This window comes from Lancefieldella rimae ATCC 49626, from assembly GCF_000174015.1.
Taxonomy (GTDB): domain Bacteria; phylum Actinomycetota; class Coriobacteriia; order Coriobacteriales; family Atopobiaceae; genus Lancefieldella; species Lancefieldella rimae.
The window spans coordinates 143195-158074 of record NZ_ACFE01000003.1 but is presented as its reverse complement, the minus strand read 5'-3'; the positions used below and the strand labels follow the sequence as shown (position 1 = coordinate 158074).

The 14880-nt window shown below is 49.1% G+C and carries 18 protein-coding genes; 9 read left to right on the top strand and 9 right to left on the bottom strand.

The genetic code is table 11. From position 1 onward, the window contains the following. Positions 1 to 165: 165 nt before the first annotated feature. Positions 166 to 1209 carry a helix-turn-helix domain-containing protein gene (locus ATORI0001_RS05765; RefSeq protein WP_003149905.1) on the bottom strand — a complete coding sequence of 348 codons (1044 nt, stop codon included), beginning with the start codon at positions 1207 to 1209 and terminating at the stop codon, positions 166 to 168. 147 nt (positions 1210 to 1356) lie between these two features. Between ATORI0001_RS05765 and ATORI0001_RS05760 the strand changes: the two genes are divergently transcribed. After that, positions 1357 to 1581: a FeoA family protein gene (locus ATORI0001_RS05760; RefSeq protein WP_003149845.1), complete on the top strand. Its 225-nt coding sequence runs from the start codon at positions 1357 to 1359 to the stop codon at positions 1579 to 1581. Next, positions 1578 to 3518 carry a ferrous iron transporter B gene (feoB, locus tag ATORI0001_RS05755; RefSeq protein ID WP_003150056.1) on the top strand — a complete coding sequence of 647 codons (1941 nt, stop codon included), beginning with the start codon at positions 1578 to 1580 and terminating at the stop codon, positions 3516 to 3518. Before ATORI0001_RS05760 ends, feoB begins: the two co-directional genes overlap by 4 nt. A 75-nt stretch (positions 3519 to 3593) precedes the next feature. On the opposite strand, the gene ATORI0001_RS05750 is transcribed toward feoB, so the two are convergent. The 8 genes from ATORI0001_RS05750 to ATORI0001_RS07685 all read right to left on the bottom strand — a co-directional run bounded on the left by ATORI0001_RS05750 (position 3594) and on the right by ATORI0001_RS07685 (position 10650). Next, the gene (locus tag ATORI0001_RS05750) at positions 3594 to 3908 is read right to left on the bottom strand and encodes a hypothetical protein (RefSeq protein ID WP_003150008.1); all 315 of its coding nucleotides are present in this window, start codon (positions 3906 to 3908) and stop codon (positions 3594 to 3596) included. Positions 3909 to 3910: 2 nt separating this feature from the next. Further along, positions 3911 to 4321 carry a hypothetical protein gene (locus ATORI0001_RS05745; protein WP_003149807.1) on the bottom strand — a complete coding sequence of 137 codons (411 nt, stop codon included), beginning with the start codon at positions 4319 to 4321 and terminating at the stop codon, positions 3911 to 3913. A gap of 211 nt (positions 4322 to 4532) precedes the next feature. Then, positions 4533 to 5870 carry a hypothetical protein gene (locus tag ATORI0001_RS05740; RefSeq protein ID WP_003149969.1) on the bottom strand — a complete coding sequence of 446 codons (1338 nt, stop codon included), beginning with the start codon at positions 5868 to 5870 and terminating at the stop codon, positions 4533 to 4535. Positions 5871 to 5991: 121 nt separating this feature from the next. Further along, positions 5992 to 7251 carry a sensor histidine kinase gene (locus ATORI0001_RS05735; protein ID WP_003149738.1) on the bottom strand — a complete coding sequence of 420 codons (1260 nt, stop codon included), beginning with the start codon at positions 7249 to 7251 and terminating at the stop codon, positions 5992 to 5994. A gap of 31 nt (positions 7252 to 7282) precedes the next feature. Next, complete coding sequence (locus tag ATORI0001_RS05730; RefSeq protein WP_003150119.1) at positions 7283 to 7966, bottom strand: response regulator transcription factor; 684 nt, start codon at positions 7964 to 7966, stop codon at positions 7283 to 7285. A gap of 273 nt (positions 7967 to 8239) precedes the next feature. Continuing rightward, positions 8240 to 9385: a tyrosine-type recombinase/integrase gene (locus ATORI0001_RS05725; RefSeq protein WP_003149882.1), complete on the bottom strand. Its 1146-nt coding sequence runs from the start codon at positions 9383 to 9385 to the stop codon at positions 8240 to 8242. Between the two features lie 75 nt (positions 9386 to 9460). Next, entirely contained in the window at positions 9461 to 9958 is a 498-nt protein-coding gene (locus ATORI0001_RS05720) for a DUF1533 domain-containing protein (protein WP_003149880.1), read from the bottom strand. 14 nt (positions 9959 to 9972) lie between these two features. Beyond that, positions 9973 to 10650, bottom strand: coding sequence for a LexA family protein (locus ATORI0001_RS07685; RefSeq protein WP_003149752.1), 678 nt, complete (start codon positions 10648 to 10650; stop codon positions 9973 to 9975). A gap of 139 nt (positions 10651 to 10789) precedes the next feature. On the opposite strand from ATORI0001_RS07685, the gene ATORI0001_RS05710 reads away from it, so the two are divergent. From ATORI0001_RS05710 to ATORI0001_RS05685, 7 genes are all read left to right on the top strand, one after another. Then, the gene (locus tag ATORI0001_RS05710; RefSeq protein ID WP_003149987.1) at positions 10790 to 10996 is read left to right on the top strand and encodes a helix-turn-helix domain-containing protein; all 207 of its coding nucleotides are present in this window, start codon (positions 10790 to 10792) and stop codon (positions 10994 to 10996) included. A 154-nt stretch (positions 10997 to 11150) separates the two neighbouring features. After that, a complete protein-coding gene (locus ATORI0001_RS05705) occupies positions 11151 to 11357 on the top strand; it encodes a helix-turn-helix domain-containing protein (protein WP_003149816.1) in 207 nt (68 codons plus the stop codon). Then, on the top strand, positions 11358 to 11519 hold the full coding sequence (locus ATORI0001_RS07885) for a hypothetical protein (protein WP_003149885.1): 162 nt from the start codon (positions 11358 to 11360) through the stop codon (positions 11517 to 11519). A 6-nt stretch (positions 11520 to 11525) separates the two neighbouring features. Further along, on the top strand, positions 11526 to 11771 hold the full coding sequence (locus ATORI0001_RS07995) for a hypothetical protein (RefSeq protein WP_003149747.1): 246 nt from the start codon (positions 11526 to 11528) through the stop codon (positions 11769 to 11771). After that, on the top strand, positions 11772 to 13190 hold the full coding sequence (locus ATORI0001_RS05695; protein ID WP_003149953.1) for an AAA family ATPase: 1419 nt from the start codon (positions 11772 to 11774) through the stop codon (positions 13188 to 13190). A 1-nt stretch (position 13191) separates the two neighbouring features. Continuing rightward, complete coding sequence (locus tag ATORI0001_RS05690; protein WP_003150058.1) at positions 13192 to 14316, top strand: ATP-binding protein; 1125 nt, start codon at positions 13192 to 13194, stop codon at positions 14314 to 14316. Between the two features lie 29 nt (positions 14317 to 14345). Next, on the top strand, positions 14346 to 14879 hold the full coding sequence (locus ATORI0001_RS05685) for a hypothetical protein (protein WP_003149859.1): 534 nt from the start codon (positions 14346 to 14348) through the stop codon (positions 14877 to 14879). Position 14880 lies beyond the last annotated feature (1 nt).

Sequence of the window (14880 nt, the reverse complement as noted above, 5' to 3'; positions counted from 1 at the left end):
ACCCAATGATGAATAACAGGTTTCGTTACAGGATTGCCAAGGACAGTAGTTGTGAGTCATAGATTCTGCCTGAACTGCTAATGATTCGCGTTTAGGTTCTTCAAATTAAAGAAGCTTCTTGTTTTCACTTTTATTATAAAATTCTTCCGTAACACATGGGGTTGATTATCGCTTTCGGAACTCTGAAGGTGTCATGCCTGTTTCGCGTTTGAATGCGGCAGCAAATTTGCTTGGATTGCTGTACCCAGCTTCACATGCCGCAATCGAAACATGTTTTCCCTGCATGAGTGCTTCCTTGGCTAAGCGGATTCGCTGTCGACGCGCATACGAAGCGACTGTCATGCCGTACATTTTTTGGAAATAACCGTTAAGCGTGGTTGCGGAAATGCCCATATCAGAGGCTATGTCTCGCGCGTCATGAGGCTGGGTGGGTGAGGATTCTATTAGATCGTGTGCTGTCTTTGCCATGTGCAACTGTGCCGGTGTAAGCAACGTTCGCGGCTTAGCCAAGTTGTAGTCGCGACGAGAGAGCGTCCAAAGAAGCTCAAGTACTGCGAGTTTTGCTTGTACCCAATCGCTTGATTGGGCTGCAGAACTCGCACGTTTCATCTGGGCTATAAGCTCCTTGTCACCTGAAAATATTGCCGATGGACCTGCCTGACTCCATGCATAAACTACGTCGTTGCCCGGTTCACGCAAAAGACTGAATTCAGGTTCGTTGAGAACCTCGGTGCATACGAATACTTCGATGCCAACGTATCGTGCAAGGGGATAGCGAAACGAACGAGGCAGCTCGTAGTTTTCATTTGACGTATGAGAGAAGCTCACGCATACATCGGTTTCACTTACCACGGCAACACCTGCGTGAGGGATATCGGTCTCGCAACGACCTTCGATGCAGTAGTTAATTGAAAGCCACTTGTCGGCATCCGAGTTTTTGGTACTTCTCGGAACTGAATTAGTCTTGGTAGCGTTTTTAATATGCTCCACAATATCGTTTCCAGAAAACTGACTTCCTGGCATCATACTTGGACATTCTTCGCATGCAAAATCTACTAAACACACCACAACATGAGGAGAAAGTATATACCCGGTCATCGTACCTTTCCCGATAGGGTCGGAGAGCCTCAGTTCCACCACACGCTCGTTTTGGAAGGAAAGCGTCATACCCTTGCGGATAACTAAATCGGACAGCAAAGAGTTTTTCATAGATTCCTGCCTTGTTTTTCGTTAACAATACATCCGAGATATGGAGCTATTTTAGGATAAATGGAGTTGCATATATCTAACTTCTTGGATATTCTCCTTAATTAACAGGTGTTTAGCAATACATCTTACGTGATTAAAGGAAATAACATGAAACTCAATGAGATGGAAACGGGACAAAAGGGGATAATCACATCCGTTTTGGGAACAGACCGCTTCGTGTCACGCGTAACGGCCATAGGGCTTACCGAAGGTTGTTCCATTGAAATGGTGCAGAATGCCAAACGGAGGCCGCTTCTTGTGTTTGAACGAGACAGTGTGGTTGCCATTGATCGTGCCGATTGCAAAAACATCGAAGTGGAGGTTCTCTCATGAGCTGTGAGGCCTGCGCAAGTGTAAAATCCTCTTGTGAGCACTGCTCGCATGGTTCGGTTGAATTTACGAAACGTGGCGATGCGTGCATAGCGCTTTTAGGGCAGCCGAACTCGGGCAAATCAACCCTGTTCAATGGCCTCACGGGATCTCGTCAGCATGTGGGCAATTGGCCGGGAAAGACGGTTGAACGTAAAGAAGGCGAATTTTGTCGCGGTGATGCAACGTATCAGGTTGTTGATTTGCCCGGTGCTTATGGCCTCGCGGCGAATTCGCCCGAAGAACAGATAACTGCGGATTTTGTGACGTCGGGAGTGGTTGACGTAACCCTTGTGATGGCTGATGCTTCCCAACTTGAGCGCAGCCTGTATATGCTGGCTGACTTTGCCTGTATTGCTCCTGACGCGCCTTGTGTACTTGTACTCAATCTCATGGACGTCGCTGAGCAACAAGGTAAACGCATCAATGCGAAGAAAATTGAGCAGCGCCTTGGCATTCCTGTTGTGCCATTCGTGGCGGCTGAAAGTTCAAATTATGATGTGCTACTTGAGGCTATCGATTGCGCACTGAGCAAGAAGCCTCTTCTCGATACTAAGTTGTTGAACATTGAGATGTCTCACCGTGCTGACACCATCCAAGGGCGTGGTGCGGCAAAGTTTGCGTGGATCGAGAAGATCATTGAGGGCGCCGAGACTGCACCAGAGGCAACTCATACGCTTTCCCGTTTTGACCGCTTAGCCACTGCATCGCGCGCATCAAAACCGCTTGCCATTGCCATGATTTTGGTTGGCTTCGTACTTGCGTTCATTCCGGCGACACCTATCATGCTTTTGGGTGGCGGCATATCCAGTTTGGGTCAAATGGCAGCAGCGGCGCTTATTAATGCAGGGGCTCCGGCGATTCTTGCCAGTATACTTTGGGGTGTTGTTGCCAATAGCTTGTGCTTCGCGGTTATGATGACAGGCTACGTTTTTGGCATTAACCTCGTGTTTCTCGCATATGAGGAATGGGGATACATGGCTCGTATCTCCTATGTGTTTGATGAAACGCTTTCTCGTTTTGGTTTGCAGGGCAAATCGCTCATGCCGTTTCTTATGTGTTTTGGCTGTACCATGGGAGGTGTCTCAGGCGCGCGCGTTATTGACTCATGGGGTCAGCGTATGCTCACGATGATGATGGCTTGGGCTATTCCATGCGGATCTACGTGGGGGATTGTGCCCGTGCTGGCTGTGACTTTCTTTGGTGTAGGGGCTCCGCTTGTAATTGTTGCCATATTCGCGGTAAGCCTGTTGCTTATGTGGCTCATTGGTATTATCTTCGGACCGCATCTTGTTCCCAAAGGAGATCGATCCGGTCTCGTTATGGAGCTTCCGCCCTACCATAAACCACGTGCGAAGAACGTGTTGCGTGGAGCACTTATCAAATGTTGGAGCATGTTCCGCCGTGCATTTAAAGTGGTGGCGGTATTTACATTGGGAATTTGGCTGCTTACCTATACTGCAAGCGGCAACATAGAAGATTCCGCACTTTATGCCATTGGTATAGCGATTGAGCCGGTGACACGTATCTTTGGTATGGGTTGGGAAACATTTACTGCCTGGGTCTGTGCATTGGCCGTCAAAGAGTCGGCTGTGGGAGTATTTTCTGCGTTGTTTGCAGGTGGATCGACTCCTAACGCGGTTATTATGAGTGCCGTTTCAGGTTCAGCGACCGTAGCACCCAACATTGGCGAGCTTATCGCCGCGCGTATCTCGGCGCCAGAAGCGCTTGCATTTATCTTTGCATTTACGTTCAATGTGCCGTGTGCCGCAAGCTGTTCCATGACTGTTGCCGAGGCGCATTCACCAAAGTGGGTTGGTATAACTGCTGCCTTCTATATTTGTTCGGCGCTTCTTTTGGGATGTGCGGCCTACCACGTGGGATTGCTACTGTTTGGATAGACTCGGGAGATGAAGCAGTGGAGCATGTCCAGTGACCAAATCAATATCGCAAAGGCAATTCCGTTTTTGAACCATTTATGATACATGCGTTGTTGTTTTTCTCAGAACATGCTTGGGATCCTTGATAACAAGGTACACGGTCCAGGCCGCAAGGCCTACGATAGCAACGAGAAATCCGAGCATCGCGTCATTGAACATGACCGCAGCATCAACTATCTCGATGAACGGTTCTCCATCTAACAGGCGATACATACCATCGACAAGCCACATAAGCACGGCACCCCAATACATAAGAGCAAGAACGCCAAATCTCATGGAGTTGTCGGGAGCTTTTGCGTACCAAAGTACCGTAGCGACAGCCGCGCATGCAAGTGTAATAGCTAAGGTCATGGTTATGCTGCCTGAACCGTAAGAAGCGTTGTGTGCTTAACCGTATAGTCAGCAACAAGTGTGGTTACGAACCAGACAGTGGTGACGAGAATGGCCATACTCACGCCAACCGTTGCCATTTCACCAAGCATGGCCGGTATTTCTTCCGGAGTATTCATAGCCGTGAGGAAGGGAGGAAACGGTACAACCTCGCCGTGCCACATGTGCTCAATGCAGAGAAGCAACACGCCGCCCCAAAGCATGTTCATGAGCCAGCTCAGTTTGCGTGTCCAGCAGATTCCATGTTGAGAAGGATCTGTCAGCTGGTTGCCTTTGGCATCGACGATGCCTTCTTGCTCTTCCTTCTTCTTAACTTTAGCGCGAATAGCTGTGACTACGACGGCTTCTCCACCGCTGACAAGAAAGCATGCCATGATAGTTCCTCTCTCCTTGGTCTCGCAGAGTAAGTTGTAACACATAATCAATCAGCGACACCATAAGTTGTATACGCAAAACATACGTGCAAACGGAAAACTCTTGATAACAATAATATGCTATTTCAGATGCGAGCGATAGCGAGGGGCGATGGCGGTTGAGACTTAACCGCCATTGCTAGAGTCCGCTCTTTTTTGCTGTGCGGCTCCCTTAGTTAGTTCCGGTGAGTGCCGTGTCGTTTACGTACAATGTGTGTCCGTTAGCAATAACATTTGTTGCAGTACCCGTGAACTCGGTGACGTGGCTGTCTGCTGTCAAAGTCCAAGTACTGTTGGTGTCCAGCGTTACGGTAACGGTGCCAACTTCGGTGGAAACGGTCTGATTAGCGGCGTTAACAATATTGCCGTCAACGTAGCCTTCAAGCGTGGATCCCTCGGTAAGGTTCAGAGCAAGCGTAGAGTTATTTCCAACGAGAACGGCTCCTGTCAAATCCTGTGCCTTAGCGTTGAAGGTGGCCTTGTTGTTGCCGCCATTCCAACCGTCGTCGCAGACAGAAATAAGAACGTTGGCGGTGTCTTCGTTGGTCAACTTGACACCGTTGAGCTCAATGTCAGCGTTTGTATTAGTAACGTGGAACATGTGGCCATTCTTACTGGTAAGCGATCCGCCGGTCATAGCGAAGGTTGAATTACCACTTGCGGCGTCTCCGGACATGGACTGGTAAATCATAATGGTGTCCATGAAGGTTGCGTTGCCGTTGCACTTGGTGTTGTTTGCCGTGAGGTCGCAATCAGTGAGCTCGATGGAGTTCAAACCCTCAATACAAACACCCTCGGAGAGGTTGGAGACAAGTGCAGCGTTAGCAACGTGAATCTCTGCCGTGGAGTAGATGGCCGGAGAACCAAGACCGTTTGAGGTATAGGTACCGCCGTCTACGTAAACCGTTCCGCCACCTCTATCGGTGCGAATAGCTGCAGAAGACTGACCGTTGGTGGTAACCGTTAGATTAGAGGCATTGGTGATGCCACCACCGGTTGTCATAGTGCCGCCAGAGCCGTCGCCGGTTGTCGTGATGATGGAGTCTTTGATGATGACCTTGGTACCATCTCCGTCACCACCGTTGTGACCTCCGTTGCCACCGTAGCTGAAGATGCCGTTGGCACCCTTTGCGTCTGAAGTAACGGTGAGGTTTGTGAGCGTAGTGGTTGAACCTCCCTCAACGAGGACTGCAGCGTTTTTACCGTAGAAGTTGGAGTCGTCTCCGCCATCGGAATCACCGGTCTTGTCGACAGTTGAATTGCTTATAGTCACCTCATCTGCCGTGTTTACAAGAATTGCATTTTCATCAGCAGCAGTACTGGTGAATGCATAGCCATCCAGAATTTCGGCAGCAGTAATCTGTGTGGCACCGGATGCTTTTTTATCAGTTTCTGTGGTAGTTGCAGTTTCATCGTTCGTGGCGGCATTGGTCTTTGCCGTGCAGCCGATAAGGTTAAAAGCCATCAAGGTAGGCAGACCAAGCACTACGTCTCTTCTCGTCCATTTCATAATGAGCGCCTCCTTTGCGTCTCATTTGATGTATGCAAGGAAGTAAGTTTGTTACTTCCTTGCATCTGACGAGGACATAGTAAAAAACGAAGATTGAACAAAGATTGAATTTGCAAAATTTTTAAAAATGATGCTTTACAAGCCTGATTGGAAGCAAAACGGTAAAGGTTACCTTGCCTCCAGAGCAGGAAACTTCAATGCTTCCACCGTGCTTCTCGACAATCGCTTTTGCAATCGAGAGGCCCAATCCATAGTGATGATCCTCACTATTCCGTGCTTCATCAACGCGATAAAAACGGTCAAAAAGATGCTCCAATTTTTCAGGTGGAATCTCTTCACCGTCATTGGTAACGCTGAGAACGGCGTTATGTGCTCGCTTCTGTAGAATCAGGTCAATCTGATTTCCCGTTGTGTGTCTCATGGCATTGTCCAACAATACGGCCACAACTTGCGTAAGCTGATTCTGATTGCCGGTAAGAGTGATTTCCTTTTCAATAGTGCTCTGAAGTGTTTTCCCTCTCTCAAACGCAAGTGTTTCAAAGGCGAGAACCTCTCCTGTAACAACATGGGAGAAGTCAAGTTCTTCCATGGACACTTCTTTATTTTCTGCGCTCGACAGCTCAAGGAGCTGCTCGACCAGCTCGCCCATGCGATTATTCTCATACTGGATATTAGAGAGCCATTCGTTTTTGCCAAGTTCCCGGGACAATATTTCGGCGTTAACACCAATTACTGAAATTGGGGTCTTGAGCTCATGGCTTGCATTCGAGATAAACTGTTTTTGCTTCGTATCGTTTTCTTCCAGAGGGCGGATGATTCGTCCTGCCAGGAACACGGAAATGAAAAACAGTACAACAATGGAAGCTCCTCCTACGATGAGAACATTGCGCATCATCGTTCTGAGGCCGCCTTCCGATACCGTGTTGTCCATAAATGCTACAAGGGTATAGCCGTCTTTCTGACGTGTCACATAAGAGAGATTGTCTTTTCTTCCGGAAGGGTGGCCTTCGTCCAAAATTTGTCGTGCAAGCGTTGTCAGCTCATCATTTGAATAGATTGTTTTTTCTCCATCAAAAACAGAGAGAACGTTTCCGTCAGATGAAAAAGTAACAGAGTAGAACGTGGAAAGTTCGTAGTCTGGCTTGTCTTCCGGAGGCTGATTCTCAGGCTTGTTTTGCGGTTGGTTGTTCGGTTGATTTCCTGTTTGGTTCTCCGGTTTGCTGTCAGCGCGAGACTGACCAGCGGTCTCCGATTTCTGCTGCATTGAATACTGATCGGCATAACGGTTGAGCATGTCCATGTTTTTCTGTCTGATTTCCCGAGAACTGGCAAACAGGATTACGGACAGCGTCACCACGAACAACAGGACAAGCGACACCATAATGGAGAGAATGATTTTTCTTTTGGATTTCCTAAACAGTTTGTTCCCTCAATTCATATCCCAAACCGCGAACGGCTTTGATTTCTACCTTTGAGCCGACAAATGCCAGCTTTTTACGCGTGAAAGACATATACACCTCCACGTTGTTGTATTCAGCGTCGCTTTCAAAACCCCAGATCTTAATGGCAAGCTGGTCGCGCGTCACAATCCGACCGTGGCTTCCAATCATATACTCCAGGATGCGCAATTCTTTCTCGCTCAAGCGAACGCTCTGTCCCGAAGAATTGCAGGTAATCGTTGCGGTTGAAGTATCAAGCGAGAGGTCTCCAAAGTGCAGAACGCTATCTTGAAAGTTAGAGCTTCTCCGCCCTAGAGCGCGTAGGCGGGCGAGAAGTTCTGCGGTATGGAATGGTTTTGTCAGGTAGTCATCGGCACCGTTATCAAGACCCTCGACCTTATCGTCCAGCTGACTTTTTGCCGTCAGCATCAAAATGGGGATGGTGATTCCTTTACTCCGTGCTTTACGAGAGACTTCAAAGCCGTTCATTTTAGGCATCATGACATCAAGGATTGCGATGTCGTACATATTGCTTTCTAGGGCGAGAAGTGCGGATACGCCGTCCGCCATGTGATCGACGTCGTATTTTTCCTGCTTTAAGAGAGCCACAATGGCTGCAGCCATTCTTTTTTCATCTTCAGCTAGAAGGATCCGCATACTATCACCGCCTTTGACATTATGTTACCTAATAAGCGTAAGAATATCTTGGTGATAGTTAGGCAATATATTCCAAGATTCAGATTGAATTTCTTATCTTTTATCAGTCAGAATATCACCTTATCAAAACGGTATTCGTATAATATCAAGTTTATAAGTCCATAAGAACAGTGCAGAATTTTTTGTGCTCATTGAATCTTACATTTACGGCTGTTCTATATTTTTTAGTGTATTTTATTACACAATAGAAGCAGGTAAACGGCTATATAGCTACTATTCGAGTCCCAATTCGTCCCAATTATCAGCATATGAATGTAGCTTATAGGCTTCTGCGGCAGCCTTCGCGAGCATTTCTGCTTCCGGCTTATCGTAGTGGATCTCTGTGACGCTTGAACCTTTATGACCCATCATGCGCTCTATCTTCTCACGCTCAATGCCTAGCTCCCAGTGGGTGAACGTTTGCCACGAATTACGCAGCTTTCCCTTTGGATGATGCTTAACACCAGCATCGCGACAAACCATCTTCCACACACGAAGAAGTCTTCTCTGCGTCATTGGCATACCTTTTGGTCCTTGCAGTATCCATTCATCTTCAGACGCCTGTGCGAGCTCATAAAGACGCGCTCCAAGAGGTCCCGGGACAACAGCCGGATGGATGCTTTGCTTCGTCTTTAATGTATTCACAATCTCATCAGTTTGCGTCCATTGCTTTGTAATAGGTACGACCGCCACAGGCACTTCGTCAAACTCAACGAGTTCAATTTCTGAGTTACGAACCGCTAGAGCTTCCCCGATACGAGGTCCACCAAATGCGGCCAAAATAAACCAAGCTTCAAGGTATGTTCCGCGTAAAGTTGCATAGATCTGACGCAACTCTTCAAGCGTCCAAATTCCAGCATCACGCGTGGTCCCTGCTTTAGGCATGTGGTAGTGTCTTCGAGCAACATCTGCAGAACAGACATCGCGGAGCTCACACTCTGCGTAAATTGCGCCCAGTATAATTCTGACGAAGTGAGCCTGTGATTTGGTTATTTCGTCATACCAACCCTGTACAGTCATTGGACGAACGGTATCGACTGGAAGCGATGACCATCCACGGCTAACGAACACAAGGCGCCACGTGCGTGTGTAATTGGCATACGTCGAGTATGAGATTTCATGGTCGGCGCATCGTTTCTCTAGGCGTGGAAGCACCCACATACCCCATACTTGGCCAAGCGTGGGCGCCGGTGCGTCTTCTGAGTGGTTGAGCCTGAGCGCGGCCAGTCTGTCGTATGCTTGGCGCTTAGTACCGCGCACCGTCTCAGACGCACGCTTATAACCGTCTTTTGTTTCCGACCAATACCGGATACGGTAGCGCTTGTTTTTTTCGATTTCAGTTACGCTACCCCAGTTACTGCGCATTGGTTTTCGTGGCATAATTGTTTCATGCCTCCTTCGGTGGTGGCTGGCTCCCTTGTCGTCTTGGCGGATGTGAGGGAGCTTTTTTGTTGCTTAATTCGCGACCTGGTAGCTAACTTTGCGGTAGAAGACTACTTCTCCGGATGTATCGTCGCCCTTAAACTGGACTACCTCAACAGTGTGGTCGCCAGCCTTCAGTGCATCGCCTGAAAGGTCGATAGACTTCTGAGAATCTCCCATATTGCCTTTTGTATTCTCGATTCCGTCAACATAGATATGCGTTACAGCGGAACGGTCGAGGTCCTTTGTATCGACCTCAATCTGTGTCAGCTGAGTATCTTTCGAGATTGTTAGCTTTGGCACATTGCCATTCTCTGTAGTGCCGGCTGCGGTAGTGAGCATGACAGAGCCTTCTCCGACTTCTGCTTGCTTTGAGCCGTCAAAGTCTTTCTTGGCAGGCGCTTGCTGTTCCTGCTTCGTCTCTGTCTGCGTTGTGCCTTGCGTGCTCTGCTGTGGCGTACCACCGCAAGCCGTGAGAGCCAGCGAGAGTGCTAGTCCCGCGCCGACCATGACAAACTTCTGATACTTCATTTCTTCCCTTTCTCTTAGATTTTGAAATCAAATGGTATGGAGTACCACACCACTTCACCGATGATGGTAATACTTTCTGTGCCTTCTACCGTCTTATCGTAGACCTGAGCATGGAAGGTGGGGTCTTTAGAGTCTGGGATAAGCTCTACGCCGTTTTCCAGTTGCTTAATACGCTTGATGGTCGCGTCATAACCATTCACGCAGACCGCGTACGCTGTTCCATCCACAACGGGAGACTTCTTCTCCGGATCTACTAGCGCATAGCATCCATTTGGTAAGACGTTGTTCATGCTCTCGCCATCAACAGTCAAGAAGAACGCATTAGGATGACGGCGGCGGATTTCAGCCGGACAAAGAACAGTAGTCTCGACTAGATCCATTTTTATAGGAACGCCAGCTGCTATACGGCCAAGGAGGGGGACTTCGACGAATCCGCCATTTCTTTTATTGAGATATTCATCACGTTTCGCTCGCAAATCTTCGTAGTCATAGTCTGTTTCAAATCCTCTGACTGTGTAATGAAGGCCGAGTGTGTTGTATATCTTTTGGACTATCTCAAATCCAGAGCCACTGACTCCACGAGTCAGAACGTTATATACCGTAGTTGGCGGAAGACCAGCGCATTCAGCAAACTTTTTAACACTTCCATAATCATCAATCATAAATTGACGAAGACATTCTTCAATGGTCACTATTACCCCCTCTGGTAATCGATGTTTTCATAATTTACCCAAAATAGAAAATTTTTACAATATGTTGTTGCATAATTACCCAAACGGGTGTATAAACTTACACAGTTACCCAATTGGGTAATACAAAGGAGGTGAAAACATGAATGGTCAGAAGCTACGAGAGCTGAGAAAGGCAAGCGGCAAGACGGTACGTGAAATCTCGTATGAAAGCGGAGTAACGCAAGACACGATTTTTCGTATTGAGCGCGGAGAAAATCCGAACACCGCCGTTACAACCCTACTTGCCATTTGCTCTGCAATCGGTTGCTCAATTACCGACGTTCTCGGCGAGCCAGTAAAGCACTAAGCACTACCAAGCACTACTCGTACCTTGAAAGCTGAATACCAGATACGACGGCACAAACCGGGGGAGCCGGCAGTGTCCTCTATCTGTCACGTTGGCAGCCCTCATAGAAAGAACTGCACTGATTTATCGGAAGTAACTAGAGAAAGGAGCACGTATGCAGAACTCGAACTTTGCGGCTCCGGATGGGCCACTAACGCTTTCAATTTCCGAAGCGTCGGCGATCTCCGGATTCTCGCAGAAAGTAATCCGCACTGCCATCAGGCGTGCAGAGCTTCCGTCGCTTATGCCGCACGGATATGTACGCGGTCGGCGTGTCAGGCGCACAGACCTCTTTAAGTGGATGAAGGAGATGGTGGGATAGATGGACGAGAAGTCAAGTAAGTTGGCAGCAGCCTATATCTATATCGGTATTGCGGCTGTTTCTATTGGCGTGGGCGGTGCGTATGGATGGCCGCTTGGAGCCATTGTTGCCGGTACATGTATCGCGACACTCGGTGTTTTGTACCTGATTACGAAAGAGTAGGAGATCATGACAACCACTAAAAATGCTCTTGCAGTGGGCAAACACCACAAGAGCGTGTCATACGAGCCACCAGCCGATGACAAACCTATTTTACAGCACATAAAAGAGGGGTGCGCCCTTCTTCTTGCTGTACTTGCACTAACGGGAGTACTTCCCGCTTTCTTTCTTTTTATATACGACGCGTTCGGTGTCTATGCCTTCGCTGCTCTTTGTGGCTTAGTGCTTGCCGGTGCCTACTGCTGGAGGGATTAAATGTCTGTAAAGATATCATCGCTTGAGTTGGAAAACGTTAAGCGCATACGTGCCGTCGAGCTTGAGCCGACAAAAGACGGCTTGACTGTCATTGGCGGCAAGAACGCCCAAGGCAAAACGAGCGTACTCGATGCTATTGCATGGGCGCTCGGCGGCGACAAGCTAAAGCCGGATGACCCCAATCGCAAAGGCGGAGCAACACCCGCAAAGCTCCACATTGAGCTTGATAACGGGGTTGTAGTTGAGCGCAAAGGCAAGAACGGCTCGCTCCATGTCACCGACACCATGGGCAAGAAAGCAGGACAGCAACTTCTAAACGATTTTGTCAGTCAGTTGGCACTCAATATTCCGCGCTTCATGAACGGCTCGGACGCCGACAAAGCAACCGCGCTTCTGCAGACGCTTGGCATCGACGCGGAACTCGCAAAGATTGACGGATCTATTCGTGCAACCTTCCAAGATCGTCAGTTGGTAGGTCGCGACGCTAAGTCTAAGCGTGCACATGCGGAAAAGCTCCCACACTACGACGATGCTCCGGAAGAGCCGGTAAGCGCGTCAGAGCTTATACAGGAGCAACAAGCGATTCTTACACGCAATGGCGAGAAGCTTAAGGCTAAGCAGAACGCCGAAGAGACTGCGCGCAAAGCAACGCTCGCCGACGAAGCCGCGAAGACTGCAGTTGAGCGTGTGGACGAGTTAAAGCGACAACTGAAAGAAGCCGAAGCGAAGGCAAATAACCTACGTCTAGATGCGATACAGGCACATCATGACGCAGAAGTACTCGAGAAAAGCACGGCAGAAATCGAGCTTGAGAGCACCGAGGAAATTGAAGCGTCCATTGCAAACATCGAGACGATTAACGAGCGGGTTCGTGGCAATCAGGCGAAAGCAGAAGCAGTAGATGCGGCTACGCAAGCCGAAGCTGAATACGACGCGCTTACCGCAAAGCTCGATGATCTGCGCAATGAGTGCCGGTCTCTGCTCGATGGTGCACCGCTACCATTGCCGGAGCTATCCATTGATGACGACGGAGCGCTTACCTACAAAGACCACACGTGGGGAGATATGAGCGGAGCAGAGCAGTTGGTCGTTGCTACGGCTATTGTGCGCGCTACTAAGCCAGAGTGTGGCTTTGTGTTGGTCGATAAGCTTGAGCAGTTCGACACCGACGAGCTTAAGAAGTTCGGCGAGTGGGCGAAGGGCGAGGGACTGCAGATCATCGGTACTCGCGTGGCCACAGATGACTCATGCACCGTGATTATTGTGGACGGCCGCATTGAGGGCCAAGACCTCGCAGAGCCAGCTCCAAAGACGCCAAAAGCCATCGGATGGGATGGCGCAGAAGAAGCGTCTAAGCCTGCCAAGAAGGCTACCAAGAAGGCAACTGCCACCACCACGCATACATGGAAGGAACTCTAATATGAGTAAATACGATCTTATTTGCGGCGTGCAAAAGACCGCAATCAAAACGCTTATTTATGGCCCTGAAGGTATCGGCAAATCCACCCTTGCCGCGATGTGGCCAAGTCCTGTTTACATTGATATCGAAGCTGGTACAAAGCAGCTCCCCGTTGCACGTCTTCCGCGCCCTACATCTTGGTCGATGCTCTTAGACGAGCTGCGCGAAGTACGCGATGGTGGCGTGAATTGCTCGTCTGTTGTCATCGATACTGCAGATGCAGCAGAGCGCATGTGTGCGGCGCACATCATGGCACGCGACGGTAAGAAAAGTATCGAAGAATGGGGTTACGGGAAAGGTTATACCATCCTTCAAGAGGAATACGGCAAATTGCTTGACCTCTGCTCGGAGATTGTCGAGCACGGACGAAACGTTGTTCTGGTCGGACATTCTGATCTCCGGAAATTTGAGCGTCCCGACGAATCAGGAGCCTATGACCGATTCGAACTGAAGTTGACGAAAAAAGTCTCGCCAATGATCAAAGAGTGGGCGGATATGGTCCTTTTTTGTGACTACAAGACCTACGTCGAGACGACGAAGAGTGGCAAGGCTAAGGCTACCGGTGGACGTCGTATTATCCGCACGACGCACGCGACCACATGGGACGCAAAGAACCGCTTTGGACTGCCCGAAGAGCTGCCCTTGGAGCTTGGCAAGATGCCGAAAGAGCTTGCGGCAGCTATCCCCGATATGATGGCAGACGCAAAGCCACAGGAGAGCGTGAGCGATGCCGTAAAACCTGCTCCGGTTACTACTACCGCAGCACCTAAGAAAGCCGCAGAAACGCCATCACAGCCAGCCACGACACCTACCACCACCACTACTACAGCACCGGCGTATGTGCGTCCAAACTACCCGGCAAGCTTCAGCAATCTTGTTGACCTTATGGCAATCGATCATGTGACAGACGAAGAGCTGCGCTTTAATGTCGGACAGACTGGGAACTACCCGGAAGATTGCGCAGTAGCAGACTACGAACAAGGCTTTGTCGATTACCTCGTGGCAGGATGGCCGACATTCTTAAATCGCATCAAGTCCAATCGTGAGGTCGCACAGGCGAAGTCAATCCCTGTGCCGTTTAAGTAATCCAGCCATAGAAAAAAGGAGAAAAAATCATGGCAGAAGAAGTACGCGCTATCGGATGGGACGAAGAGATCACCGTCGAGAAGGAGCCGGAGTTTGTTCTGCTCGAACCAGGGGAGTATAACTTCACCGTCACAAGTTTCGAGCGGGGGCATTATGACGGTAGCTCAAAGCTTCCGGCGTGTTCAGTCGCAAAGCTGGCGCTTAAATGCTCGAATGGCATTCAGGAGACTACCGTCTTTGTGAATCTGTTCCTTGTATCTAATCAAAAGTGGAAGCTGACACATTTCTTTAAGAGCTGCCGATTGATTGCGGCGGACATGCCGGAAGGCGTTAATTATGCTATGCCGTGGTCGCGTGTCATTGGTGCTCAGGGAAGGGCGCTTATCAAAAATCGTGAATACAACAACAAGCAGTACAACGAGGTCGAGAAGTTCCTTTACGACAATTCGGCCACTACTGCAACTACTGCAACTGTTCCGGCGTATGTCACCGCTCCATCAGTTCCTGCGCCAGTACCAGCACTAGCACCAGCTACAGGCGCGAGTAAGTATGGAGCGTTGTAAT